The following is a 26587-nucleotide window of genomic DNA, read 5'->3' on the forward strand; positions in this document are numbered from 1 at the left end:
ACAAGTTCTTTGAACGTTTTGTTTACGCGTTAGTCAAAATCGACTACTGTGATTCCGGCACCGCCAAACTGTACATGTTCGTCGGCATAGTGGCTGACTCCCGGTACGGTGGCCAGATATTGGCGGATAAGTGTACGAAGTATTCCCGTTCCTGTGCCGTGAAGGATACGTACACGATCCATGCCGACTAATATGGCGTCATCAATAAAATAGGTGACTGCCTGTAAGGCTTCGTCCCCACGCATTCCGCGTACATCAATGTCCTGTTTGAAGCTAAGCTTCTTTTCATACATCTGATCGTGTGTCTGGCTGCTGACAAAGGTGCTTTTTGCAATCCCTTCCGTCTTGGGCGTATGATTGGCACGTTCCAGACGGTCTATTTTTACGGTCGTTTTTATGCTTCCAAAAGCAATAGTCGCATTTTTACCACTGATTTCCATCACTTGGCCGACGCTTGTCTGTCCTTTGATTTTTACATTTTCTCCTACTGCAATCGGCACTATTTTAGGGGCACTTGATGGAGAAGAGACTGCAGCTTTCGGTTCGCTCTTCTTGTTTTTCTTCCGTTCTTGCTTCTCCTTTAGTTTCTCCATTTTTTTTGCAATCTTCTCTTCATGCTCTTTAGACGCCAATGCATCCAGAGAAGTACGGAAGTCTGTCAGTTCCTGACGTGCCTGGCGCGTCTTTTCCTTTTCGGCTTGCGCTTCCTTTATCGTACGAATCGTATTTTCAATGCGGGCATTGGATTCCTGAAGCATGCGTTCCGCTTCTTCTTTTGCTTGCCGGATAATCTCTTTCCGGGATTTTTGCAATTCTTCCATCTCTGTCTGGTAACGGGCAATGGTTTCTTCCATGTGCTTTTCCCGTTGGCGGATGGTTTGACGTTTTCCTTCCCAGTAACGCTTGTCGCGCACAATGTCCTGAAGGTATTTGTCTGCATTGATATATTCGCTTCCTACGATTTCCGAAGCATCTGCGATGACATCTTCCGGTAGTCCGATTTTTCGTGCAATTTCTACGGCGAACGAACTTCCCGGATTACCGATTTGTAATTGGAAAAGTGCTTGCATGAGATGACGGTCGTAAAGCATAGCTCCGTTCACTACTCCTTCATGATCTTCGGCAAAATGTTTCAGATTCTGGTAGTGGGTAGTGATGACTCCAAATGTTCCTTTCTGGTTGAAACGTTTCAGTACAGCTTCGGCAATAGCACCTCCGATTTGCGGCTCCGTACCTCCACCGAACTCGTCAATCAGGATGAGGCTCCGTTCGTTACAGCTCTTCATCATGATTTTCATATTGGTCAAATGAGAAGAGTAGGTACTCAAATCATCTTCAATAGATTGCTCATCACCAATATCGATAAAGATGCTACTGAATATACCGGCATGACTACGTTCGTGCAAGGGAATCAGCATACCGCATTGCAGCATATATTGCAGCAAACCGACTGTTTTCAAACAGACGGACTTACCTCCGGCATTCGGTCCGGATATAATAAGGATACGTTGTTTTTGATCGAGCTCTATATCCAGTGGTACAACTTTCTTTCCATGTTTGGCTAATGAAAGTTGTAATAAAGGATGCACTGCCATTGTCCAATCCAGTAGTTGCTCATTCTCTACGGCGGGTTTCAGACTATTGGTCTGTATGGCGAAGTAACTTTTCGCACGGATAAAATCTATCTCTGCCAGAAATTCGTATGATTGAAGAATTTCCGGGATAGATGGACGAAGGGTATTCGAGAACTCGGTAAGGATACGAATGATCTCACGTCGTTCATCACCTTCGAGTTCACGGATGCGGTTGTTGGCTTCTACCACTTCCGCCGGTTCTATAAACACAGTTTTTCCGCTGGCAGATTCATCGTGTACGATACCTTTGATTTTTCGCTTGAGTCCGGGGGCAACTGGAATCACCAGACGTCCGTCACGCATGGTGGGAGCTACATCTTTGTCCACGTATCCTTCGGACTGCGCGCTACGCAGGATGCTGTTTAATGAACGGGAAATATTTCCCATCGTACTGGCAAGTTCGCGACGTATGCGGGCTAATTCGGTAGAGGCATTATCCTTGATTTTTCCATATTTGTTAAGGATGCCATCTATTTTCCCTATCAGTTGCGGGAACACGGCAATATCTCCTGCCAGTCGTTTCAGGCTGGGGTAGGGGGTATTGTTTTCTTCTTCATCTTCATTCCGATGTAGAAAGTGTACAATGTCACGGATGGTTTCTAATGAACGGCGTAGGTCAAATAATTCTTGTTCGTCCAAATACATTCCTTCTATCCGCACACGTTTTAGCGAAGGACGGACATCAAAGAAAAATTGATCGGGAAATCCGTCCTCTTCCTGGATGATGCGGACAAACTCTGTTACTTGGTTTAATTTCTCCTCAACCTCTTCATGTTGCTCGGAAAAGTTCATGTCTGTAACTCTTTCTTCACCTAAAGTACTGAGGCACTTATCTTTTAGTAACTGTCTTATCTGGTCGAATCCTATCTTTTGCTCAAAGTTTTGAGGGTATATCATATTTCTGTTCTTACTAATGAACTGCAAAAATACGATTAATTCGCGAAAAAAATATCAGAATGTTTGCAGATTTAAAAATGATTCGTACCTTTGCACCGCTTTCAACGGAAAGCACTTCTGATAAAGGAGTTTTGGAGAGGTGGCAGAGTGGTCGATTGCGGCGGTCTTGAAAACCGTTGTACCGCGAGGTACCCGGGGTTCGAATCCCTGTCTCTCCGCAATAAATGCTGATAATCAGTGATTTACAAGAATGACACCCAATTTTACACCCTAAAAAGTAAAATTGGGTGTTTTTGCTTTATTTAATACTTTGCTCTTTTATTACTTATTTGGCTTTGCACTGTCTTTAGTTGCTTTAACTATTATTTATTGTATAATTTGAAAAGGGGATATTGTGTTGTTGGTGATATTGTTATACTAATATTTATTTGAATCATTTTCTTTCTTTAACTTTTTTAGAGTAGGGAATCTCCCGAATAATTCTGTCTTTTATAATAGTAATACATTCCTTTAGAGCTTGATTTTGTGTTGTTCTGTTTGTATCTTGGTGCTAAACGCATTATTTTTATATTGGATAGGCATTTAGGTTATGAATTGAATATAACTTTGGGCTTTTAAAGTACATTTCATTTTGTCAATGAAATACTAATTAATGGGTATTTTACTGATAAAGAAATTTGTATGATTTTGCATAAATGCATATCGCAAAGATGCATAAACGATTTATTTTATTGTGTTGATCGTGGATTTGTTTACAGCTCTTGTATGTTATACTTTTATTTTCATGCTTTGGGCATAATAATGAAATTGAATGGTTATTTGTAATAAAATACCAATTAATTGGTATTTTATTGTACAGGAAAAATCCTTTAATTTGCAAAAAACTAAATTGTATTAATATGAAAAAAATATTCATTCTTCTGTTCGTTTCCTTAGCATTATTTTCCTGTGAAAAAGAAGAAAATAATAAAATTTTTAAATATCAGTTGCTGCCAAGTGAGAACGTATCTAAACCATTTAGTTGTTTGGGGGAGAAACGTACTATTACTTTTAAAATTATTCAAAAAACATTGATAGATGATATTTTAGATTCAGAGGTTCCGATTATTCCCAAGGATGTTTCGATAGAATTTGATAAAACTCTTTTTTCTGATATAGAGACAAAAATAAAGGGTGATCAAGTTGTATTAAATATAACCTCAAATATTAATAAGGAAGATAAAATTTTGAATGTTGATCTACAGATTTCTTACTCTACTATTAATGGTATAAAAGTAGAAAAAATTCCCCTAATTATAGATAAAGGGAAGTTGACATTTGTGTATAAAATCCATTCGGAACAGAATCCTTTTGTTCTACCAGCTGAAGGTGGGAAATTTGAATTGCCTTTTATTTGTAAAAAACAAACATATTTGAATGATCAGTTTATAGAGGAAACTTATTCATCATTAAATGGATTGAGATTTAAAACGATAAGTACTGGTAATGTCTGGTTTCTTACGGTCAGAAAAGACGGAGAAAAAATAGGTTTTTACAAATTCACTTTTGTGGGAGAAGGACCATATAACCAAAAAACAGATCCAGAGTGTTATTTTAACATATATACCCATGATGCAAATTTGATTACAGATAATCCTACGGAAATATTCAGACAGGATTTCATACAACCCCAGACCCCGGGTGAGGATTATTATAAACCTTCTCGATCCTCTTATAAACATGGTACTTTTGATTTTTAACATATTCAGTATTAACCTTAATTATATTAATTATGAAACAGTATGTATATTTGTTGATTTTGCCAATTATGTTTTTAATTTCATGTTCCGATGATACAGTTGAAGAAATGGGTGGCTCTAATCATGTTCTTCTTGAGAGATACCCTCAAGAAGTGATAAATATTTCAATGGATAATCCAGAAAGCTTTGCTTCATTTAATAAAACCTCCGTTACTCGTTCTTCTGAATTATTGAAAGATAGTGTATGGAGTAGTGGAAATGGACATACATTAATTTATGAAACAAATGAACATATACCAACTCAAGGGTTAATGAGGTATATTTATTTAGGTTCAATTCTTCAAGGTGGATCTATTGAAAAGCAGCGCTTTGTTCCTATTGTAAAACCTATGGATCCAATTACAATATCATATTCTTTTCCAGCTCGTTGGGTTACTGATATTATCGCAAAACCGAGCCTTTCAGCACAAAGGCAATCTTTGCAGAATATAATGAATAAAGAAGGCATGACAGGTAAACAGTTGGGGTCTTTTACTTATAATATGAGGCAATTTTCCTATTTTGAAGAGTTAAAACTTGCTTTTGGAGCAAATGTCAACATAGGCGGGCTCCTTAATATTGATGTCAGTCTTGATAAGGGAAAAATAAGAAAGAAAACCGGATTGTTTGCGAAAATAGTACAACGTAATTACACTGTTGACATGGACCTTCCTGCTGATGGAAATATTCTTTTAAATCATGATGATATGGGATCTGTCGGTAAGTATGATCCTATTTATATCAGTTCCATTACTTATGGAAGAATGGCCTTAATTTCGATAGAATCTTCTGAAAGTTATGATAAAGTAAGAATTGCCTTACAAGCTGCCTTACAAGCTAAAGTTGTAAATGGGAAATTATCTTTTAATCTTGAACAAGAAAAGATTCTTAAAGAAGCAGAGGTGAACGTCATGGTGTATAATGGAGAAGGAGAAGGCACTGTTAAAACTGCGAAGGGGTGGAATGAGTTTCAAGATTTTATAATTCAAGGAGGTCGATTTTCTAAAGACCTGCCGGGAGATGCAATTTTTTATACTGCGAGTTATTTATCTGATAACTCTCCCTTCTACTCCAAATTTAAAATCCATTTAGAAAATTGACAATAACTTAGAACCATGAGAATCTTAAGATATACTCTGTTTTTATTTGCTATAGGATTAATTTCATGTGAACAAGAATTTGACAAAAAAGAACAGCAATCTGATTGCTGTTCTTTTCAAAATCTACCTAAGTATCCCGAACAAGTGGTGAATATAAATGTGCATAACTATATTCCTGATATGGGAGATAAGGTTTTATCTTCTCCTTCACATATCCATACAAGAGCTTCAGAAATCATTTCTGAGACATTATGGGATAATGGGTTTGGTAAAACAATTCATGCACAGGCAGATGAGTCGATAGTTTTGGATAATCTGAATCGATATATTTATCCTGGCTCTATCTTGGATGGGGCAAGCGTTGCCAATCAGGATTATAAAACAATCAGTGTCCACTATAAGCCTATAAATGTCTCTGTGTCCTTTCCTGCCCAAAAAGTTACAGGTGTACTTGAAAAGCCATCTTTGTCTTCATGTAGGCAGTTGGTAATGGATTTGATGCATCAGAAAGGTATAGGGCAACAATCAGCTTCCGTACACTTTGATATACACCGTTTTACATCTTATGATGAGCTGAAAATGACTTTTGGATCAAATGCCAATACGAGCTTTTTATTTTGGGGGTCGTCATCTTCCCAACAAGAACATAAGGAACGAATTAGTAAAAGTAGTGGCTTATATATAAGGTTTATTCAGAAATATTTTACGATTGATATGGATATTCCTGAGAAGAGTTTTATTGAAGGTAGTATCAATGCCCAATACTCTCCTGTCTATGTGAGCTCCATAGCTTATGGAAGGGTCGGCATATTAACTCTTGAAACCGATGAAATATACGAGAATGCGGAGTCCATTGTAAAGAAGGCCGTTAATGGCTTTTTATATAACAAAAAAGAATTTCTGACAGTTGAAGAAAAGGGCTTTTTTGATGAGGCCAGAATGAAAGTATATGTAGGGGGAGGAAATGGTGACAGTGGTGTAAAGACCCTTACCGGATTTGACGATTTTATCAAATTTATAAGTGAAGGAGGGCATTTTTCTGCAGAGACACCTGGTAAACCTATATTTTGCAGCTTTGCGTATTTGTCGGATCATTCACCTTATAAAGTTAAATTTAAAATTGATATTGATAGCGATCCTGTATATGCAAGAATTGAATATCGGAATCTAAAAAATGACTCCTATGTGGGTAGATCTTTACAAAGAGAAAAGATAATTGGCGATGTACATCTTGCCTTTTATGCTGATAGAACGGCTAAGATTCCGACAGTTGCTCCAAGATACATTTCTTTTAATATTGTAGAACATAGCAGACATTATTTGAAGGCTCGAATACCAAGAACAGAAAAGGATGATACAACAGTAGAAGAATTTGTTAAGAGTAATAATAGCCGTGGGACTGAATTACAATTAAAACATGATTTGTTGCTCACAGAATTTGTTTGGACGCATAATAACCCAAGAAGAACTCGATATGAACAAAACACTTTCAGATATAGTCTTAGTGAAGGTGGTTTTTACAAAATTCTCCCTGCTATAAATGAGCCAAAGAAGTGGCGATAATTTGAAGTTAGCACTCCTTGTCGAACAAATAAATAAGAGATATGGTATTAAAAGATAAATTGGTTATGAAAAAAGTATGTATGTTACTTCTTTGGTTATTTATATGCAATATTGGGCTGGTATTAGCACAAGGAAGGAGATTCGAATTTGAATTAGGAGCCAATTATCCAATTGGGCTACAAAAGAATGGATATAAAGAAAATCATGTTGGGTTTTATTTAAATGGAATATATAGGTTTTCCACCAATCCGTTAAGTGTAAATCTAAAATTAGGTTATGAAAGTTACACAATTGTACTGAATAATACTTTTAATGGAAGATCTTTATCTCTTATGCCGGCAGCTAATTATCATTTCTTACGGAATGAATCTGTTGATTCCTATGTTGGTTTGGGAACTGGTGTTTCAATTGATAATATAGATGTGGGAGTTTTCAATGAAGGTTATAAGTTGCACTTTGCGGTGGCTCCACAAGTTGGTATTAGATTTATAAACCATATAAATGTATATTTACAGTATTATGTGACACATAAAGATTTTTCCAGGTTGGTATTGGGAGTTGGTTATGTTTTCTGATATTGTCCAAGTGAAGAATAGATTTTTTTATATTTGTTAGATTTAGGGTGTCAATTTGCGTTTAACAGGTGCCAGTAAAGAGTATATTCTTTTACTGGCACTAATAATTTATAGCCTCTCGTTATTAAGTGATTATATTTTCAATCCTTTTCGTTGCTTGTTTTCAACAGGTGTGTTTAGCCCTAACTTTTCTTTAATTTCCTGAAACTTCTTCCTGAACCAATCGAGTATGGGTATTCCGTCAATGCACAGCCTGAATTTTCCTTTCTCCTGCGGGTTCCTCTCCACTGTTGCCGTTGAGTGCTCCGTCCTGAACTTCTCCTTGTACTCCTTTGAATAGAGCCTTCCCTTGAACTCCACGGGTTGCAGGCTGACAATTCGTCTTGTCAGTTCTTCGGTGAAGCCCACTTCCCGGCATTGTTCTGCTATGGGCATCAGTTCCTTTACAATAGGAAAGTAGGTGTCTATCAGTTCCAGCCGATTGTCGTATTCTGCGATTTTCTGCCGGTAGCTCCGGTCAACTCTGTTTATCTCGCTGCTGTGACGGTTTTCCATTTTTGTCTGCTCCCTCTGTTCGGCTTGCACCTGTTTTTGCAGATTCACAATGTTCCGTTTCAAATTTTCATTCTCCTCTTCCAGCCTCTTAACCTTGCTGCCTCCGAAAAGTGAGCTCACCCCGTCCGCTATGGCTGTGGTGGCGTTCACCGCCGCCCCCTTCATTTTCTGCACGTTGATTTCCCCCTTTACCTGCTTCAGTTTTTTCATTGCTTCCTCTTCCAGCCCCAGCAGGTTTTCTATGTTCTCTTGCAGGCTGTCCTGCTGCTCCACCAGCTGCTTGTAGTATTGCATGGTGGAAATATGCTTTGCCAATGAGCCGTCCACGCCTCTCTGCAAGCCGTACTTGTTCATGGCTTGGGCATAAGTGTCCTGATAGTGTTTTAGCCTGTGCCTTGCCATTACATCATCTGCGCAGAGTCTCACGTCCTGCGGGTTCTTCTTTCTGTACTTTTTTTTCCCGTTCTGTTCTTCCTGTCCGGCTTTCCTTCGCTCTCCGGTCACTATCGGTATGACTGTGGCGTGTATGTGTGGTGTCTTCTCGTCCATGTGCAGTACTGCCGATACGAGGTTCTGCTCCCCGTATGTTTCCCGGATCCATTTCAGACTGTCGTTACACCAGTCTTCAATCCGTCCTTCCGCTTCCATTTGCTTCATGTCCTTGTTACTTCCGGTAAGGAGTATCCGGATTGCCTTCACCTGATTGGCGCTCACCTTGCGTCTGATGCCTGCCGTTTCTATCCGGTGGGCTATCGCCTGCGTGCGGTTCCTCACCCCTTCGGGAAACTGTACGAGCTCCCGGTTCAGGTGTGTGCGCGTTCTGTCCGCATTCTTCGGGTGAACGGTGCGCTCTATGTGTGCGGACATCCTGCTGTCCGTCCCTTTTGCCTTTTCCAGATGCAAAACTGCATATCCCATAACTGTCAATAATTTCAGGTTAATACTTCCCCTGCCTTGCTTTTATGCCGCATGGCAGACGGGGTTTCCAAAGGGGCGGCGCCCCTATGGCTCGTTGGGGCTTTTTTAGCAATGTGTGCATTGCGTTAAGAAAAAGCCCTAATGAGCTATGGCTTTTTTCAAAGCCTTCCGGTGGCTCTACGGTTACATCCTGATACCTTTGTTTTTCTTTTTCAGTTGCTCTGCCTGCCGTTGTCCTTTCTCCGGCTCCGGTCTCTGCTGCTGATGTTCGGCTTGTCCGTTTTGCTTACTCCGCAGGCAGTCGTTCAGGTCGTTGTAGCCTCCGTATATGTGCGACGCGTCCCGGACGCGCAGCCCGTATTCCTCCCGCAGTTCCTGAACAGCTTCCATTCCCGCTTTGTCGTTGTCGAGGAAACAGTGGATGCACCCGTAACCGCCCAATGGTCGGATTGCCTTGGAGAGGTTGGAAGTCGAGTTCAGTACGATGTAGTCCTGCCCGTCAAGTTCGGGACGGTCGGGACACCTTTCCAGCCGCAGGGTGAGGAAAGAGAGGTAGTCCATGAATCCCTCGAAGATGTAGCATGCCTCCTTCGGCTCCGATTGCCGTATATGGGTGATGTCCTTCGGTGCTATGCATCCCTTGAAATGCTTGTTGCGTATCTCGTATCCTCCCGAACGGTTGGGGAAGCCTATAGCATAGTATGGGGTTTCCCCAGTCAGATAGCGGACCTCCCTGCATTCTCTTTTTGCCAATTCCGTATTTATTCCCCTTTGCCGCAGGTAGGCATACAGGGCGGGAGAGGAGAGCGGTACTACCTCCAACTGCCGGAAACTCGGCTTTGACAAGGGTTGCTTGCCAAAAGAGAAAGAGGCCGGGCGCACGTTTTGTGCCTGCTCCTTTATCCTTTCCAAGAGGTAGGGCAGACTGTCGGATGCGTATAGCTCCTGTGCCAGTGCGATGATATTACCACCTTTGCCTGCGCCAAAATCATACCATAGGTTGCGTTCGGTGTTCACCTTGAAGGAGGGTTCCTGTTCGTCCCTGAACGGTGAGTTGTACCATAGACTACCACCCTGTTGCCTTACCGGACTGTATCCAAGACTGTGCAGATATTCCTCTATGCGTATCTGCTTCGCTTCGTAAGTATTCGATAAACTCCCTCGTATAATGGGTAACGTATGTTCATAATATCGTTTATTCATTTTATCGTTCTATGATTTATTGTTACATCAATTCAACCAAAAGATGTGCAGGGTTCTATAGAAGTTGATATTTTTCCTACTAATGGAGCGGATAAAAGGGAGTTTCCCCCCTTTTCCCTTATTTTCCTGTGATAAATGGGATAAAGCGGTATTTTTATCCCTGCTTTCCCGCCATAATTGGTATAAAAGGGTATTCTTTCCCTTATTTTCCCTATTTATCGGGGATAATGAAGATAAAAACGGCACTTTATTCCCTATTTTCCCGTCTTGATTGGTATAAAACGGTAGTTTTCCCGTGTTTAGGCGGGATTTATGAAGGTATCAGGAGTCTTTCTTGGGAGATTCCGGTGGCGTAACGGATAATATCTTGCCACCGGATAACAGATTGTCAGGTAATAATTCGGCCAGATCCATCGAGTAGTCATCGTCATAATCATGTACATGTTCAAGGAAGTAGATCAGCCACGTGCGGAAGTCAGCCCCGGCAGCCTTGCAGCAGCCGAAGAACGAGTAGAGCACCGCTGCATCTTCAGCGGCATCATTATTGCCACAGAACAGGTAATTACGTCTGCCGCACGCGACAGGCCGCACTTTATTTTCTATCTCGTTATTATCCGGTCTGTAGCGACCGTCAAGATGGTATCTGGAGAGTTTGTCGAACCTTCCGTATGTATATTTTATGGCTTTTCCGATAGGACTGCCTTTCATCACTTTGGGATATTCATTGACCAGCCATTTCTCGAAGCGCACAAGTATGGGATATGCAAGACGTGTCCTAAGTTCAGCCCTCTGTTCATAGGTCAGGCGTTCATCGTCAGCCTTGCGCTCCACGTCATAAAGCAGCTGTATCTGTTCGAGCGCATAGTCGGCACGCTGCGTGTCATTCTTTCTTGCCTCCCAAAAATATCTGCGCGCATGGGCCCAGCAGCCAAGAAGGATAATGCCTTTCTTGGCGTCCAGCATCTCGTACCTTTCGTACCCGTCCGTCTGTATGGCTCCCCGGAACTTGCCGAAGAGTTTCAGCACCACCTTTCCACTTCGGGAACCCTTGTCATAGTAAAAGAACTGACGTCCGGTCATGACGCTGCGCACAAGCCAGATATAACCTTTGACCGTCTTGTGTCTCTCGTCATTCATCACGGGGATTGTCGTCTCATCCGACTGTATGTAGTCAGTCTGCATCACCAGATCCCATAATCGGAAGTACAGGGGTCTTAGCAGATCCGCCACATCCTTGAACCAGTCGTTGACCGTTGACGCGGGGAGGTGTACCCCCACACGCTTGAACTGTTCCAGTTGTCTGTGGAACGGTATGTGATCCACATATTTCCCTATCATCATGTCTGCCAGCAATGAGGCGGAGGCATAGCTCTTTGCTATCGGCATGACGGGAAGCGGGCCGGTCCTGAACTCGTCCGTCCCCTTCCGTTTGGCTGTATGGCGCACTATCCTGCGGATATAGAACTTCTCGGGCTCGTGCATAAGGATCTCGGTCACTTCCTCTCCGGGAAGGAGCGTCCACTCCTCCGGATTATACCCTTCGGGATATATATGAACCTCCTCACGCGCAAGATTTTCCGGAAGGGATTTTCTCGTAGGATGTTGCCTCCTCGCTTTTTTACGGGCGATGATCGCTTCTCTGGTAGCCTTCAGCTCCTTTTCCGCTTCCTCTGCGGCTTCAGCCTCCCGGGGAAGCATGTCGAAGCCTTCAAAATCCAGCCAGCGGTCCTGGGCGTCAGGCTTTATGAACTTTTCCGCCTTCTTCCCGTACAACTGCCGTTCAAGATAGGATACACGTTGTTCCAGACTGTTGATTTTTGCTTCCTTTTGGGCGATTATGGCATCCTTGTCAGACAATAAAGCCTCATACGCCTCTTTGTCCGCAGCTTCAAGGGGCTGCGTGGACACCATCTCCTTCAACCGGCTGTTTTCTCTATACAGACAGTCGCATTTGTGCATGAGATCCTTTATCAGTAATTCCTTATCGGTTGGCATAATCGTTTAATTATGATGCCAAGATACTAAAAAACAGCCGGAATACGACATTGTATATGTTATAATTTGTTACAACTACAACCCATGGAAACCACTTCTTTTATAACGCCTGACCTTGCTGCCGTCCATTCCCTGGACCATCATCACAAGGTCATTCCAGAAGGTTTCAATCGCTTTAATCCGACCTTCCTCCGTATTTATGACCGGCAGATGGAAGTGCCCCTGTTCCAGTTTCATGTGGTATATCACCAGACCACCATATTCCATATGGAGGATTTTCATACAGGTACAGTTCGCATTGATAAAAATGAAAGCGTCACCGTCCCGTACATTCTTTCCCATCTGGTTGGTCACGATGCCGCTAAGCGTATAAAAGCTCTTACGCATGTCTGTCGGATACGGGTAAAGATAATATCTGTTGGATTCATTCAAAGAAAACATAGGCTAACGGTTTGAATTCAAAAATATCAGGGTTTGCAATACCTCCGGTGACAAAGGGCTGTTCAAGCGGACTGTGACGCCATTGGGATAGGAGATCTCACATAGCGGCTGGGGAATTGGCGACGGGCTGACCGGAGGGGCAGACTGAAGGGATTTCTCCTTATGGGGAAGACTGACCTGTCCCTTACTGTTTACCTTTACCGGGATAAAGCCGCCTTTGCGCAGCAGCTTGGAACGCCACGCGTAGAAACGTTTGGGACGAATACATTCATTCGAACAAAAATCTATAACTGAAAGTCCGCTCGACTTGAAACGGGCATAAATAGATTCAAAATCTTCCATGGTCCATTGATGTGACATAATGATTGAGCTTTTTTACTTTGGCTACAAAAGTAACATCACATTTTTAGAATGAAAGGGGGAGTTTATCGAATACTTACTTCGCTTCATTCATGTTCATCATATTTCTGTTTTAAGTAGATATTGTTTTTGGGGTTTTCGCCCGTACCCTTTCATGTGTAACGGGCTGCATCCGCTTTACTTTACTTTGCTATATATATGCCCCCAGACTAAAGTAAAGCGGTTTCCGGTCTGTGCCGTCATGGTGGAGGCCGGGTATGAGACCATACCCTTTTTCCGTACTGTCATACTGTTGTTCTTGTCAAGTGTGAATATTATTTTTTCTTTTCGCCCGTATCTTTTTGTATATTACGGGCTATATCCACTTTACTTTACTTCCGTATATATATGGTACGGGACTAAAGTAAAGTGGTTCCCATACAATACCGCTAATAGTGAAAATCGGGTTTGAAGGTGTATTTCCTGCCGTTCTCCTGTACTATCATCCGTTTGTTTTTCAGTACTGTAATGAGGTCTGTCAGCCTGTTTCCCCCAAGCATGACACCGACAGAAGCGTAGGTTTCCCTCAATTCTTCCGCAAGCTCCTTGTAGCCGTATTCATCTTTGAGTGTGAATGCCGCTTCCAGTGCGATGCGGTGCTGCTTCTCTGTGATGTCCTTGTAGGGGTCGAACTTCTCCCTTTTCCCTTTTCCCGGATCCTTGTGTTTGAACAGGTATTCGTCCAGCAGTTCGGGTAATGCCTCCCCGTTGATGCGGAATGCGAACGGTTCGAAGTTCATCGCCCTGATATGTGCTGCCTTGACCGTACTGATGTCGGGGTCCTTCTCGTCCTTCTCCACTTGCAGCACTGTTTCGGCCTTGTTGCTAAGCTCCGTTCCGATGTGTCCCCTTGCGTTCTCGTCCCCCTTGTTCTGATGCAGTATGGTGTGTATGTGTATGTGTCTTTCCCCCGTCCATGTCATCAGCAGGGAGATTACCTTCGTGGACTCGCTGGGGCTGTTGATGTCGTATACCATATCCCGTATTCCGTCAATGACTACCAGCCCTACATTTTCGGTGCGGTAAATAGCCTCCCTCACGATTGCTATTCGTTCCTCGGGTGTGTACTTCCTTAGGACAAGGAATTCAAGGTCTTTATGGTTCCTGCCTGTCGGCAGTCCCGCCATGCGCAATATTCTTTTTGCCACTTTCGCACAGTGGTAGGAACTTTGTTCGGTATCCACATAGAGTATTTTCCTCCTGTTTTCGGGCAGTTCCGCCGTGTAGCTTAGCACTGTTCCGTTTTTCAGTGCAGCCGCCACGATTGCGGAAACATTGAACGTTTTCTTGCTCTTTGCTTTTCCGATTGATGCGCTGAAGTTCCCCAGCGTGCCTATGACGGAACCGTGTACTTTCAGTATTTCGGGTGCCCTCTCGTAGTCTTCCGAAAGGTCGAGCCGTGAGGCTTGCCACAGTATCACCGCCGCTTCGGGCGTGACTTCTTTTCTTTCTCTGTACTCCATGTCCGTACCTCCTTATCTGCGTCCTCCGCTTTTGTGTCCTGCCAGTTCGAGTGCCATGTCCGCATCTACGATGATTTTGCGTCCTATCTGCGTAATGGCTCTGTCTATCTTCCCGCTTTTCTTGATGCGGTTTGCTGTGGGCATACTGCATCCGAACAGGCGTGCTATGCCGCCTATCCCGTACACGTATTTCTTTTCCGTATCGGCTATGGGCTGTGCTGCTCTCGCTTCCCTTTCCTGCAGGGCGTGTCGGTTCAGTAATATGAATTCCTCTCCCGTCATCTGCCATACGGGCTTTGATAAAAGTTCTCTGATTTCCATGTTGGAATGAATTTAACGTTTGTACTGTAAGCCCTGCGCACGGGCTTTTTTGTTTCGTTCGAACAGTGCAAAGTTAATCCCGGATACGGGTGGTAAGGATGTGGATAGCGTGAATGGAGTATCACGCTATCTCACTAAATATCAGAAGATAATAAAGAGTGGTGAAAAATATTTCGGGTGGTAAAAGTGGTTGTTTCGTGGAATGTCGTGGCGTATCGCTAACTATCGGAATATTGACTGCATTTCCTTCGCAAATATCTGATTGCTGTCACTGGGTAAATCGGTCCGGGGTACGGGTGCCTTGTATTTGGACTTGTAATATTTTATATCTATCTCCAGCAGTTTCATGATTTCCTCCTTCCACTTTTCTCTGTCGGGTTTGGAAAGTGTTTCTCCCATGAGAAATATCAGGTAGCATACACGTGCCTTTTCATCCTTTCTCACCTTTAATCTGCTCGCGCACGGTTGCAAGTTCATGTTGGCGTAGAAGTCCAGTTCATTGATCTCCTCGAACTGCTCTCCGTTGCATGTCTCGTGAATGGCTGACAGGAGTTTCATGGGGAAATAGACCGGGCTTTTTTTTGATATGGTGTCAGATGCGGAACTTTCTTTTTCTTCCTCTCCTTTTTTCTTTTGGCCGGTCATGTATTTATCAAGAATTGCCAGCAGCGATCCGTCCAGCCTGTATATGTCTCCGCAGCGGTTTTTCAGGTATTGCAGGGCTTCCCGCCTTGCCTGTTTCTTCTTTGCATATAGTTCATCCAGTTTGGCTTTCTCCCTGTCGTATTCCTGCTTGCACCGTTCGTACCTCTTTTCCAAAAGCTCCTCTTCCTGACGGTCGTGTTCCCTGAAACCGACTGCCTCCAAAGAGCCGTTAGCTTCCATAAGTTCCCGGTAATATTCGTTTGTGATTTGCATTTGTCTTTCGATGTCCCGGTCATAACATCTTTCATGCTGCCGGCAGATATGTTCAATATCGAGACGGTCGAAAAACTCCTTGCAGGTATTATACATTGAGATATTGTTTTCAATCTCCCGTTTCAGGCTGTTCAGCAATATGGAAAAGTGCGTACCCTCCGTTTCAAGCATGAGGCTGATAAGTGCCTTTTCAAAGGTCTGTGTGTCTTCATACTCTTTGTAAAAGTCATGAATAAACTTCTGCTTCTCAAAAGAGAGGCCGTCACCGGATGTTATTTCCGTATATGTCTTGTTGAGTTTCCCGTAGCGGGGTATCATTGAGGTTATTCTTTCTTCCATGCTATTGTTGTGTTTACAGTTGGTTGAATTTGTTCATCGCATTGGCCTTGATGTCATCGGCAACGTCTATGTATGGTTTCATCGCCTTGTAGTCGCTGTGTCCCGTCCACTTCATCACTACTTGTGCGGGAATACCCAATGCCAAAGCGTTGCAGATGAATGTCCGTCTTCCAGCATGGGTTCCCAGCAGGGCGTATTTGGGTGTGACGGTGTCTATACGTTCATTTCCCTTGTAGTAAGTTTCCCTTACCGGGTCGTTGATTTCCGCAAGTTCCCCCAGTTCTTTCAAATAATCGTTCATCTTTTGGTTGCTGATGACCGGAAGTGCCTTGTGATCTTCAAAGTGTACGCTTTTGTATTTTTCCAGTATCGCCTTGCTGTGGTTGTTTAACTCTATGATAAGGCTGTCCGCTGTCTTTACGGTGGTCACTTCTATATGGTCGGGCTTGATGTCGCTCCGTTTGAGGTTGTACACGTCCGAATAGCGCAGCCCGCTGAAACAGCAGAACAGAAAAACGTCCCTTACCCGTTCGAGATACTGCTTGGTTTGGGGTATCTTGTAGTCTTTCAGTCTGTTCAGTTCCTCCCATGTGAGGAATATTACTTTTTTGGGTGTGTTTTTCAGCTTGGGCTTGAAGCTGTCATAAGCCATGTTCTGATTGTGCCCTTTCTTGAAACTCCACCGCAGGAACCATTTCAGGAAGGCTATCTGCTTGCCTATGGTGCTATTACGCATATCTTTCTTGTTACGCAGGAAGTCCACATAGTCATTCAGACCGTTCTCGGTGAACGTATCAAAGGAAAGTTCATCCCTGAACTCTTTCAGGTGGTTCTTTACCGCAGCGAATTTTTCGTAGGTTGCGTCTGTCCAGTTGTTCTGTTTCCCGCATTCCCTTATAAACTCCTCGAACGCCTCCCAAAAGCTGATTTTAGGTCCTTCGGCTGTTTCCTGCTCTGTGACTGGTGCATCCTTCATCCTTGCATTGAAGCTGTCCTTTATCTGTGCGGGTGTGGGTAGTACGTTCTGTACTTCAAACTCTTTGAAGATGTTCTGTATCTCCGTGTACTGTCTTAGCAGGTCTGCATTGATTTCGGATGCGCTTTGCTTCAGTTTGTTTGTGCATCCGTTCTTTACCCTTTGTTTGTCCGTATCCCATTTGGTAGCGTCAATGCGGTATCTCGTTGTAAACTCTATACGCTGGCTTGCGAATATTACACGCATACGGATAGGTACATTCTCTGTGATTGGCACACCGTTTTTCTTCCGGCTTTCCAGTGCGAAAATGATGTTTCTTTTGATATTCATAATTGGGTGTGTTTGAAAATTGACACCCAAAAATACACCCAAGAAGTGAGATATGCAAAGATATTAAGAGATATTTTATTTTCTGTTTACTTTGTAATAACTTGGTAATTAACAATATATTACGAGTTTGTGATATTGTTTGAAATGATAGGTGATAGAACCTGTCTCTCCGCTTCAGTTAATAGATAAATCCCTGTAAAGTAGTACTTTACGGGGATTTTTTTTTGTGTATGTGAATAAGATAAGCATAAAAAGGGGCGGTTTCTGTTGAAATAGAAAATAACACTATTTGAACTGTTTATTTTAGAATAAACACTCTTTTTTTAGATTGAATTTATCGGTTTAAAGAATATTATTCCAAAGTGCTTATTATCAGTTAAATATCTATTTTTATCTACTGTCGGATTTCAGTTTTTATATCTACCTTTGTTCTTATTGTACGAGATTTGATAGTTATAATATTAATGAATAGAATGATGAAAAAACAGACCCAAGCGATTCATACGCAGTTCCAAAGAAGAGATTCTTACAATTCTCTCAGTATGCCGGTTTACCATACAACGGCTTATGAATTTGACAATGCCGATGACATGGCTGATGCTTTTTGCGGGCGGACAGATGCTCCGGATTACTCCAGAGTGATGAATCCCACAGTGACTTTTTTGGAGAATAAGGTGAAGGAACTTACGGGGGCAGCAGAAGTCATAGCCCTCAATTCCGGTATGGCGGCTATTAGTAATACATTATTTTCAATTGCAGCTGCAGGAAAGAATATAGTTACATCGCGTCATTTGTTTGGTAATACTTATTCGTTTATTGCTGGTACATTGTCCCGCTTCGGGGTGGAACCTAGATTGTGTGATTTGACAGACATTGGAGCAGTAGAGAAAGTAGTAGACAGTAATACCTGCTGCATTTATATGGAGATTATCACCAATCCGCAGATGGAAGTGGCGGATTTACAGGCGCTCTCACGGATAGTTCATGAAAGGGGAATTCCTCTCATCGTTGATACTACGCTTATTCCTTTCACAGAATTCGATTCACATAGCTTAGGCGTAGATATTGAAGTGGTTTCCAGTACCAAATATTTATCAGGGGGAGCCACTTCCATTGGTGGTTTAGTAATTGATTATGGTACATGTCCGGGATTCGGTAAACGTATGCGTACAGAGATGTTACTCAATCTGGGAGCTTATATGACTCCTCATGTGGCCTATATGCATACTATCGGATTGGAAACATTGGACGCGCGATATCGGATACAGTCTGCCAATGCCGCTATGTTGGCTGGTAAGCTTCGCATATTATCTGCTGTCAAACGTGTGAATTATGTGGGGCTGAAGGATAATTCATACTATGCTTTGGCACAAAGACAGTTTGGTCCGACTGCCGGTGCTATGATTACGATAGACCTGGAAAGTAAAGAGGCATGCTTTGCTTTCATCAACCGACTGAAATTGATACGTCGTGCTACTAACTTGTTTGACAATAAGACGCTTGCTATTCATCCTGCAAGTACTATTTTTGGTCCGTTTACTGATAAACAGCGACAGGACATGGATGTGTTGGATACGACTATCCGTTTCTCAATTGGTTTGGAGGATGTGGATGATCTGTTTGACGATGTCAGACAGGCTTTGAATAATAAAAAGGATTAGAAGCAAAAATCTAAAAGTCATACACGCAACTGTAAATATACCGCAAATATGGTATATAAAATGCCATTCATACGGGATTTATCAGTTTGTATATATCTAATACCTTTGCCCCATCATTTTAACAGTAAACAATAATGGGTAAAAGGATTCATTTATTTTTGCTTGCTCTTGCAATAGGAGTGATACAAGGGGCAGCACAGGTGACAACAGTGCGGGGCATCGTCACCACAGAAGAAGATGGGGAGCCGGTTATCGGTGCCTCAGTTATAGTAAAAGGAACTGCATTGGGTACCGTAACTGATGTCAACGGGAGATTTGAACTGAGTGGACTCCCGCCATCAGCCACCCGGCTGCTAATCTCTTACATTAGTCTGATGGCAAAAGAGGTAGCTATTGCACCACAGGTATCGGTAACACTGAAGAGTGATACGCATCTGCTGGATGAGGTAGTAGTAACGGCTTTGGGTATTTCACGCGAGAAAAAGGCATTGGGCTATACGGCACAGGAAGTAAAACAGGATGCTTTGGTGCAAGGGAAAGATAATAATCTGTTAAATTCGTTGAGTGGTAAGATAGCTGGTGTGCGTATTACCAATACACAAGGAGATGTTGGTTCCAGTCGCATTGTTATTCGTGGTGAAACTTCTATTGCAGGTGAGAATCAACCGCTTTTTGTTGTGGATGGAATCCCAGTGGATAATTCGCAGCTTAATGCACGTTCCAGCGGACGCGATTTTAAAAATGCAATAGCAGACCTGAATCCGGAAGACATAAAAACACTTACTGTATTGAAAGGTCCGAATGCCGCTGCCCTTTATGGTGCGCGTGCTGCTCACGGTGCTATTGTCATCACTACTAAGGGAGGAGACAAAAGGCAGAAAGGGATAGGGATTACATTACATTCTTCCACGCAAGTCTCTTTTGTTGCTACCTTGCCGGAGTTTCAAAATCTTTTTGGACAAGGGGCAGGGGGACGGTTCAGTTATGTAGATGGCAAGGGTGCAGGTGTGAATGACGGGGTAGACGAAAGCTGGGGGCCACGTCTTGATATTGGTTTGTTGATTCCTCAGTTCGATAGCCCATTGGACGCTGACGGTAATCGTGTGGCTACTCCCTGGGTATCCCATCCCAACAATGTACGCGATTATTTTCGCATGGGTATTTCTACAAACAGCGGTATTTCTGTTGCCCGTGGAGACGACAAATACCAGTTCCGTGTAGGATATAACTACGAAAAACAAGTCAGTATCGTTCCTGATGCTGGAACTAATAAGACGAATATCAGCTTAAATACGGATTACCATCTGGCAAAATGGATTGTGGTGGGAGCTACGGCCAATTACATCGTTTATACAGCTCCCAGTTTACCGGGGTCAGCTACCCCCTCGGGCAGTAACGTACGTTCTAACAGTCCTATGCTTCAGTTCTTGTGGTTCGGACGTCAAGTGGATACGAACTCATTGAAGGCGGACTATACTCGCAACTGGAATTCAAGCTATTACGACAATCCTTTTTGGAGTGCTTCTTATAATACACAGAGTCAGGAACGTCATCGTCTGATAGGTGATCTGCATGCCGAATTCCGTCTGACAGATGGGTTGAATGTGCGTTTCCGTACTAGTACCGACTGGTATAATGACCGGAGGAAATCCAAAGTAAAATGGGGAAGTGCAGGTGCCGGTTCGCCTTACGGCAGTTATGCTGAAGATGCCTATACGGTGAAAGAGAATAACACAGAAGTATTGGCGACTTATATCAAACAGTTGAATAAAAATTGGGGAATTGACGCTCTTCTGGGTTTTAATGTACGTAACAAACAATATGAGAATAATTATCAGGCTGCTCCCCGTTTGGCGGTTGCTGATCTTTATACATTGACTAACTCGCGTGATCCGCTCACTTCGTCCAATGATTTCTACCGTTTACGGCAATATGGTCTTTACGGTTCCATACAACTGGATTACCGTCGTTGGGCTTTCTTGAATATAACAGGACGGAACGATTGGTCGTCTACACTACCTGTGGACAACAATTCTTATTTCTATCCTTCGGTGACGGCTAGTGTGTTGCTTTCTGAAGCTTTCGGGTGGAGAAGTAAAGCTGTTAACTACCTAAAAATACGTGGAGGATGGTCTCAAGTGGGAGCAGATGCCAATCCTTATCAATTGGCAACGGTCTTTACTTCAGAAACAGCTTTCAATGGGAATCCACTTCAAAGTTCTTCTACCATTGGTATGAATCCGAATCTAAAACCGGAGAAGACGTCATCTATAGAAGCTGGTTTCGAGGCGGCTTTTTGGGACAATCGCCTATACTTGGATTTCACTTACTATAAGACCGATAGTCGTAATCAAATATTGAAACTAGCTACTACTGCTGCCAGTGGGTACATGTCGCAGGTGCGTAATGCCGGACATATCCGTAATCGTGGCTATGAAATACAATTGGGCGCTGTTCCTATACAAACATCGAAAGGGTTTCGTTGGAATCTGGATTTGAATTATGGTGCCAACAGCAGCAAGGTTGTCAAATTGGATGATGAAGGTCTGATTACGAGTTACCAGCTCTACTCGTCTGGTATTCAGATACTGGCTTCAGTGGGCGAAGCTTATGGAACCCTGTTCGGCACTTCATACGTGCGTGATGCTAATGGAAACGTTGTGGTGGATGCTAACGGTCTGCCTAAGATTTCGACCACAAATAAAACGTTGGGGAAGTTTACGCCCGACTGGACAGGCGGTATCAGTAACACTTTCAGTTATCGTTCGTTAAGTCTTTCTTTTCTGATAGATGCAAGTGTAGGTGGTTCTATTTTTTCCAACACTAATAAAACTGGAAAATATACCGGTGTATTAGCTAACACATTATCGGGCCGGGATGCCGAGCACGGTGGCTTGTGGTATTATACTGATGCCATGGGTAACAATGTACGATTACCAGAATCTCCTTCTTATTCCGTATCCTCTGATGGACTTTACTATGTCCAGGTCAATGGGCAATCCACCCGTGTGTATCAGGATGGCATTATGGTAGAAGGAGTGACGGAAAGTGGTTCTAAGAACGAAGAGGTTGTATCTGCTGAGAAATACTACCATCGTATTTATAGTATTGCTGAAGCTAATGTATATGATGCTTCTTACGTGAAACTGCGAGAAGTCGCTTTGAGTTACCGTCTACCTCGCTTGTGGACGCAGAAACTGCATTTGCAAGAAGCTTCCGTTACTCTGACGGGACGTAACTTGTGGACTATTTATAAGAGCGTCCCTAATATAGATCCGGAATCGGCTTTGACTACTGGAAATGCACAAGGAGTAGAAGCCTATTCATTGCCTACAACACGTTCCTTTGGTGTGAACCTTTCCGTGAAATTCTAAATGTGAACCTTTAAATAATAGGATAAGATGAAAAGAAGAATATATTTTTTATATATAATATGGGTACAAGTGGTTGCCATTTCCCTATCATCGTGTGATGATGAATTGACTGATATCAACCGCAACCCCAATGCCACTGAAAATCCACAGCCGGCTTATTTACTTGCCGCTGCACAGTATCATGCCGCCAATCTTTATTGGGGAAGTAGTACGAACTATAATTCGACTCTGTTGTGGGTGCAACATTGGGCTAAAATACAATATACAGAGCCAGATTGCTATAATGTGGATAATGGTAGCTTTACCACTACGTGGGACACCGGCTATGCAACGCTAATAACTGACTTGAATGCTATTATCAGTTCGGAACTCGGAAATGATAATTATCGAGGGATAGCTACAGTGTGGCGTTCGTGGGTTTACCTGTTGCTGACCAATCTGTATGGAAATATACCATACAGTGAATATGCACAAAGTGTAACACCCGCTTATGATTCACAAGAGACTGTTTTGCGCGGGCTTTTGGAGGAGTTGATTGCTGCTGACCAGTTGCTTTCTACCACAGGAGGAACGGTAGAAGGGGATTTGATTTACGGAAATGATATTACCCGCTGGAAACAATTGGCCCACTCCCTACGGCTACGTATCGCCCTTGAATTAGCTGACCGTGATGAGGATACAGCGCGTCGGGTTATTGCTTCCCTTTGGGATAATCGTAACAGTGTAATAGATAGCAATGATGCTATAGCCCGTTTTGTTTTTACTTCTTCACCACAATGGAATCCATGGGCATCTGCTTTCAATTCACGTGATGATCAGCGGGTATCAAAAACGTTGATTGATAAACTGAATGAATGGAATGATCCGAGAATTGGAATTTTAGCCCAGCTACCTCAAGACGAAAGTGTGAAAAACTATGTAGGAGCTGCCAATTCCTTATCTGCTGATGCCGCTAATAATCAGGGATTTAATAAAGTTTCCCGTCCCGGTACTTATTTTTTGAAAGATAGCTCTCCGGCTGTATTTTATACGTATGCCGAGGTCTTGTTTATCTTTGCAGAATCCGCTGCACGCGGCTGGATAACGGCTGATGCGGAAACGCTCTACCGCGAAGCTATTACTGCTTCATTGAATCAGTTTGGCATTATAGACAATCGTATAATCGATTCCTATTTGCAGCAGGAGGCAATTCGGTTCGACGCCGCACATTGGTATGAATCTATCGGCTGGCAGAAGTGGATCGCTTATTATGGACAGGGACCCGATGCTTTCACTGACTGGCGCAGGCTCGGTTATCCCCAGCTTATCCCTGGTCCCGATTCCGTTTTGGGTTCCGGAGAGTTACCTCGTCGCTTTTTTTATCCCGTAACGGAACAATCACTGAATGGTAAGCAGTATCAGATTGCCATATCCCATCAGGGAGCAGATGAGATTACTACCCGTTTGTGGTTTGATGTAGCTAATAAAGAACGATGATACCTCCGTGTCTCCGGGCTGCAATATGCGTTTGAAAAATATCCGTTGAATTTAAAAATCAGAATAACAATGAACACTGACATTACATTTATCATAGCAGATAATCAGGATATAACCAGAATGGGAATGCATGGATATATTTCCGCTATATTCAGTGGATGTCGCATGATAGATGTGACAAACAAGAAAGAGCTCATGCTTGCATTGGTAGAATGTAATGACAGTGTCGTTATACTTGACTATACACTGTTTGACATCAATGGTATAGAAGAGTTTCTTATTATAGAAAAACGTTTTCCGAGAGTTCGTTGGATATTGTTTTCCAATGAATTGAGCGAAGACTTTATTCGTAGGATGAGTGTAGAAAGGAATATTGGTATGATTTTGAAAGAGAACTCCGGTGAGGAAATTCATTCTGCATTGATGTGTACAGCACACGGGGAACGATTTCTTTGTCATCAGATAACCAATTTATTGATAATCGGTTCCGACAAACCGGAAATTCATTCTGTTTTGACTGTTACAGAGATTGACATTCTTAAATTGATAGCACATGGGAAATCCGTGAAAGAAATAGCATTGGAAAGAACCTCAAGCATTCATACTATTATCACCCACAAAAAGAATATTTTCCGGAAGTTGGGTGTGAATAATGTATATGAAGCAACTAAGTATACTTTACGCGCCGGGCTGATTGAAATGGTAGAATATTATATATGATATTCAGAAGAGTGTTAGGATAAGAGTTAAGAAGAATTTGTAGGCAGGAAAATTCTCTGTATCTTTGCCCGCATGGCAAAAAAAGGTGAGTTACATATAAGAAATAAGCACAATGGTCAGTATGATTTTCCATTGTTGATGGAAAATTATCCTCCATTAAAGAGATTCGTATCGCTCAATCCCCTCGGAATACAAACTATAAACTTTTTTAATCCGCAAGCGGTGAAGGCTTTGAACAAAGCATTATTGGTAACTTATTATGGCATCCGCTATTGGGACATACCGAAGCAATATTTGTGTCCGCCTATTCCCGGAAGGGCGGATTACATTCATTATATTGCCGATCTTATCCAGCCGAACGAAACAACACCGGATTTACCGGCGGGAGATGCTAATGGCCAGAAGTCAAAATGTAGATGTCTGGATATTGGGGTAGGTGCAAATTGCATTTATCCAATCATAGGACACACTGAATATGGATGGACTTTCGTTGGTACTGATATTGATCCGGTTTCGATAGAAAATGCACGAAAGATAGTGACTTGCAACCCTGTGTTGGCTCATAAGATTGACTTGCGACTTCAGAAAGACAGTAAGAAGATTTTCGATGGAATTATTATGCCTGATGAGTATTTTGATGTGACAATATGCAATCCTCCGTTTCATAGTTCGCGTGAAGAGGCGGAAGACGGAACGTTACGCAAATTAAGCAGTCTGAAAGGTACGAAGATAAATAAAGTGCAGCTAAATTTCGGCGGGAGTGCGAATGAACTTTGGTGCGAGGGCGGAGAAGTTCGTTTCTTATTGAATATGATTTCCGAGAGCCAAAAATATCAGAAGAACTGCGGATGGTTTACGAGTTTGGTTTCTAAAGAAAAGAATCTGGGAAAGTTATATGCCAAATTAAAATCGGTGAATGTGTCCGAATATAAAGTTATTCGAATGCAGCAGGGAACTAAAAGTAGCAGGATATTAGCTTGGCGATTTTCTACCAACTCATAACAATGAGTGAATATTGAACTGTTATTTGTTTAACCTATTAATTAAATAGAATATTATGGAAACCAATTACATCACTTTGACAAAGGAGAATATTGCAAACGAACATATATGCTGTGCTTTTTCAGATAAGAAATGCAAGGATAGTTATGAACTCAAAAAAGAATGGCTGAAGAAAGAGTTTGATAACGGCTATGTGTTCAGGCGTATTGATGAACGGGCAAAAGTGTTTATCGAATACGGTCCTGCTGAAAAAGCATGGGTTCCGGTGAATGCTCCCAATTATCTGATGATAAACTGTTTCTGGGTGTCAGGTAAATATAAAGGTTGCGGACATGGTAAGGCATTATTGCAGTCTGCCATTGATGATGCAAAATTGCAGGGGAAAGATGGGCTTGTGACAGTGGTGGGCACTTCTAAATTTCATTTTATGAGTGACACGAAATGGCTGTTGCGACAAGGTTTCCAAACAATAGAAAAACTCCCTTACGGATTCAGCCTTTTAAGTTTGAAACTAAACCCGGCTGCTCCTGATCCTTCTTTTAATGATTGCGTGTTGAGCGGTGAGTGTTCGGATAAGGATGGAATAGTCGTTTATTATACCCATCGCTGCCCGTTTACGGAGTTTCACGTTCGCGGTTCTTTAGTCAGTGCTGCTGCGAGCAAAGATATTCCATTGAGAATAATTGAATTAGAAAGTATGGAACAGGCGCAAAACGCACCTACTCCGGCTACTATATTTACTCTTTTTCATAATGGGAAGTTTGTAACAACTGACTTAAGTGTGTGTCTTGAAGGACGATTGAGTAAAGCGTTGGGGCTGTGATTCAGATGAATAGCTGACTTGGAACCACGTTACATCTCTAATATGTTTAGCTAATGTTTCTTATTTTTATTTTGCAAATTTAAATTGTGTCTGCACGTTCTATGGAAAATACATACCTTTGGATCA

General features: G+C 42.4%; 20 protein-coding genes and 1 tRNA gene. 11 read left to right on the forward strand and 10 right to left on the reverse strand.

Annotated features, from left to right (window positions below; all coding sequences use genetic code 11):
* Window positions 1-29: 29 nt before the first annotated feature.
* Window positions 30-2531, reverse strand: coding sequence for an endonuclease MutS2 (locus tag H8796_RS13955; protein WP_117932095.1), 2502 nt, complete (start codon window positions 2529-2531; stop codon window positions 30-32).
* Between the two features lie 133 nt (window positions 2532-2664).
* On the opposite strand from H8796_RS13955, the gene H8796_RS13960 reads away from it, so the two are divergent.
* From H8796_RS13960 to H8796_RS13980, 5 genes are all read left to right on the forward strand, one after another.
* A tRNA-Ser gene (locus H8796_RS13960) sits at window positions 2665-2749 on the forward strand.
* Window positions 2750-3430: 681 nt separating this feature from the next.
* Window positions 3431-4270 (forward strand): hypothetical protein, encoded by an 840-nt coding sequence (locus H8796_RS13965; RefSeq protein WP_117860530.1) that lies wholly within the window; start codon window positions 3431-3433, stop codon window positions 4268-4270.
* Window positions 4271-4302: 32 nt separating this feature from the next.
* Complete coding sequence (locus H8796_RS13970; RefSeq protein ID WP_005809735.1) at window positions 4303-5409, forward strand: thiol-activated cytolysin family protein; 1107 nt, start codon at window positions 4303-4305, stop codon at window positions 5407-5409.
* A 15-nt stretch (window positions 5410-5424) separates the two neighbouring features.
* The gene (locus tag H8796_RS13975) at window positions 5425-6972 is read left to right on the forward strand and encodes a thiol-activated cytolysin family protein (protein WP_005818873.1); all 1548 of its coding nucleotides are present in this window, start codon (window positions 5425-5427) and stop codon (window positions 6970-6972) included.
* Window positions 6973-7013: 41 nt separating this feature from the next.
* Complete coding sequence (locus H8796_RS13980) at window positions 7014-7547, forward strand: porin family protein (RefSeq protein ID WP_005809729.1); 534 nt, start codon at window positions 7014-7016, stop codon at window positions 7545-7547.
* Window positions 7548-7679: 132 nt separating this feature from the next.
* Here the strand turns inward: H8796_RS13980 and mobV are convergent, their stop codons facing one another.
* The 9 genes from mobV to H8796_RS14025 all read right to left on the reverse strand — a co-directional run bounded on the left by mobV (window position 7680) and on the right by H8796_RS14025 (window position 17405).
* Complete coding sequence (gene mobV / locus H8796_RS13985) at window positions 7680-9020, reverse strand: MobV family relaxase (protein ID WP_074857274.1); 1341 nt, start codon at window positions 9018-9020, stop codon at window positions 7680-7682.
* Between the two features lie 183 nt (window positions 9021-9203).
* On the reverse strand, window positions 9204-10223 hold the full coding sequence (locus tag H8796_RS13990) for a toprim domain-containing protein (protein ID WP_187343811.1): 1020 nt from the start codon (window positions 10221-10223) through the stop codon (window positions 9204-9206).
* A gap of 321 nt (window positions 10224-10544) precedes the next feature.
* Window positions 10545-12218 (reverse strand): IS66 family transposase, encoded by a 1674-nt coding sequence (locus H8796_RS13995; protein WP_032542125.1) that lies wholly within the window; start codon window positions 12216-12218, stop codon window positions 10545-10547.
* A 75-nt stretch (window positions 12219-12293) separates the two neighbouring features.
* Window positions 12294-12659, reverse strand: a complete 366-nt coding sequence (gene tnpB / locus H8796_RS14000; RefSeq protein ID WP_025868342.1) for an IS66 family insertion sequence element accessory protein TnpB — start codon at window positions 12657-12659, stop codon at window positions 12294-12296.
* 3 nt (window positions 12660-12662) lie between these two features.
* Window positions 12663-13019 (reverse strand): hypothetical protein, encoded by a 357-nt coding sequence (locus H8796_RS14005; protein ID WP_032542126.1) that lies wholly within the window; start codon window positions 13017-13019, stop codon window positions 12663-12665.
* A gap of 428 nt (window positions 13020-13447) precedes the next feature.
* The gene (locus tag H8796_RS14010) at window positions 13448-14521 is read right to left on the reverse strand and encodes an AAA family ATPase (protein WP_074857271.1); all 1074 of its coding nucleotides are present in this window, start codon (window positions 14519-14521) and stop codon (window positions 13448-13450) included.
* Between the two features lie 12 nt (window positions 14522-14533).
* The gene (locus H8796_RS14015) at window positions 14534-14842 is read right to left on the reverse strand and encodes a DUF3853 family protein (RefSeq protein ID WP_008664947.1); all 309 of its coding nucleotides are present in this window, start codon (window positions 14840-14842) and stop codon (window positions 14534-14536) included.
* Window positions 14843-15064: 222 nt separating this feature from the next.
* Window positions 15065-16099 carry a hypothetical protein gene (locus H8796_RS14020; protein ID WP_008664945.1) on the reverse strand — a complete coding sequence of 345 codons (1035 nt, stop codon included), beginning with the start codon at window positions 16097-16099 and terminating at the stop codon, window positions 15065-15067.
* Between the two features lie 13 nt (window positions 16100-16112).
* Window positions 16113-17405, reverse strand: coding sequence for a site-specific integrase (locus tag H8796_RS14025; protein WP_008664943.1), 1293 nt, complete (start codon window positions 17403-17405; stop codon window positions 16113-16115).
* A gap of 476 nt (window positions 17406-17881) precedes the next feature.
* On the opposite strand from H8796_RS14025, the gene H8796_RS14030 reads away from it, so the two are divergent.
* The 6 genes from H8796_RS14030 (at window position 17882) to H8796_RS14055 (ending at window position 26461) form a co-directional block, all read left to right on the forward strand.
* Window positions 17882-19066, forward strand: coding sequence for a PLP-dependent transferase (locus tag H8796_RS14030; protein WP_117932485.1), 1185 nt, complete (start codon window positions 17882-17884; stop codon window positions 19064-19066).
* Between the two features lie 134 nt (window positions 19067-19200).
* A complete protein-coding gene (locus H8796_RS14035; protein WP_117932099.1) occupies window positions 19201-22440 on the forward strand; it encodes a SusC/RagA family TonB-linked outer membrane protein in 3240 nt (1079 codons plus the stop codon).
* Window positions 22441-22467: 27 nt separating this feature from the next.
* Window positions 22468-23916 carry a SusD/RagB family nutrient-binding outer membrane lipoprotein gene (locus H8796_RS14040; protein ID WP_117932101.1) on the forward strand — a complete coding sequence of 483 codons (1449 nt, stop codon included), beginning with the start codon at window positions 22468-22470 and terminating at the stop codon, window positions 23914-23916.
* A gap of 69 nt (window positions 23917-23985) precedes the next feature.
* Window positions 23986-24636: a response regulator transcription factor gene (locus H8796_RS14045; RefSeq protein ID WP_117932103.1), complete on the forward strand. Its 651-nt coding sequence runs from the start codon at window positions 23986-23988 to the stop codon at window positions 24634-24636.
* A gap of 72 nt (window positions 24637-24708) precedes the next feature.
* Entirely contained in the window at window positions 24709-25638 is a 930-nt protein-coding gene (gene rlmF, locus H8796_RS14050; RefSeq protein WP_117932105.1) for a 23S rRNA (adenine(1618)-N(6))-methyltransferase RlmF, read from the forward strand.
* A 55-nt stretch (window positions 25639-25693) separates the two neighbouring features.
* Window positions 25694-26461: an N-acetyltransferase gene (locus H8796_RS14055; RefSeq protein WP_117932107.1), complete on the forward strand. Its 768-nt coding sequence runs from the start codon at window positions 25694-25696 to the stop codon at window positions 26459-26461.
* The last annotated feature ends 126 nt before the right edge of the window (window positions 26462-26587 follow it).

This window comes from Bacteroides sp. M10 (assembly GCF_014334015.1).
GTDB classification, from domain to species: Bacteria; Bacteroidota; Bacteroidia; order Bacteroidales; family Bacteroidaceae; genus Bacteroides; species Bacteroides intestinigallinarum.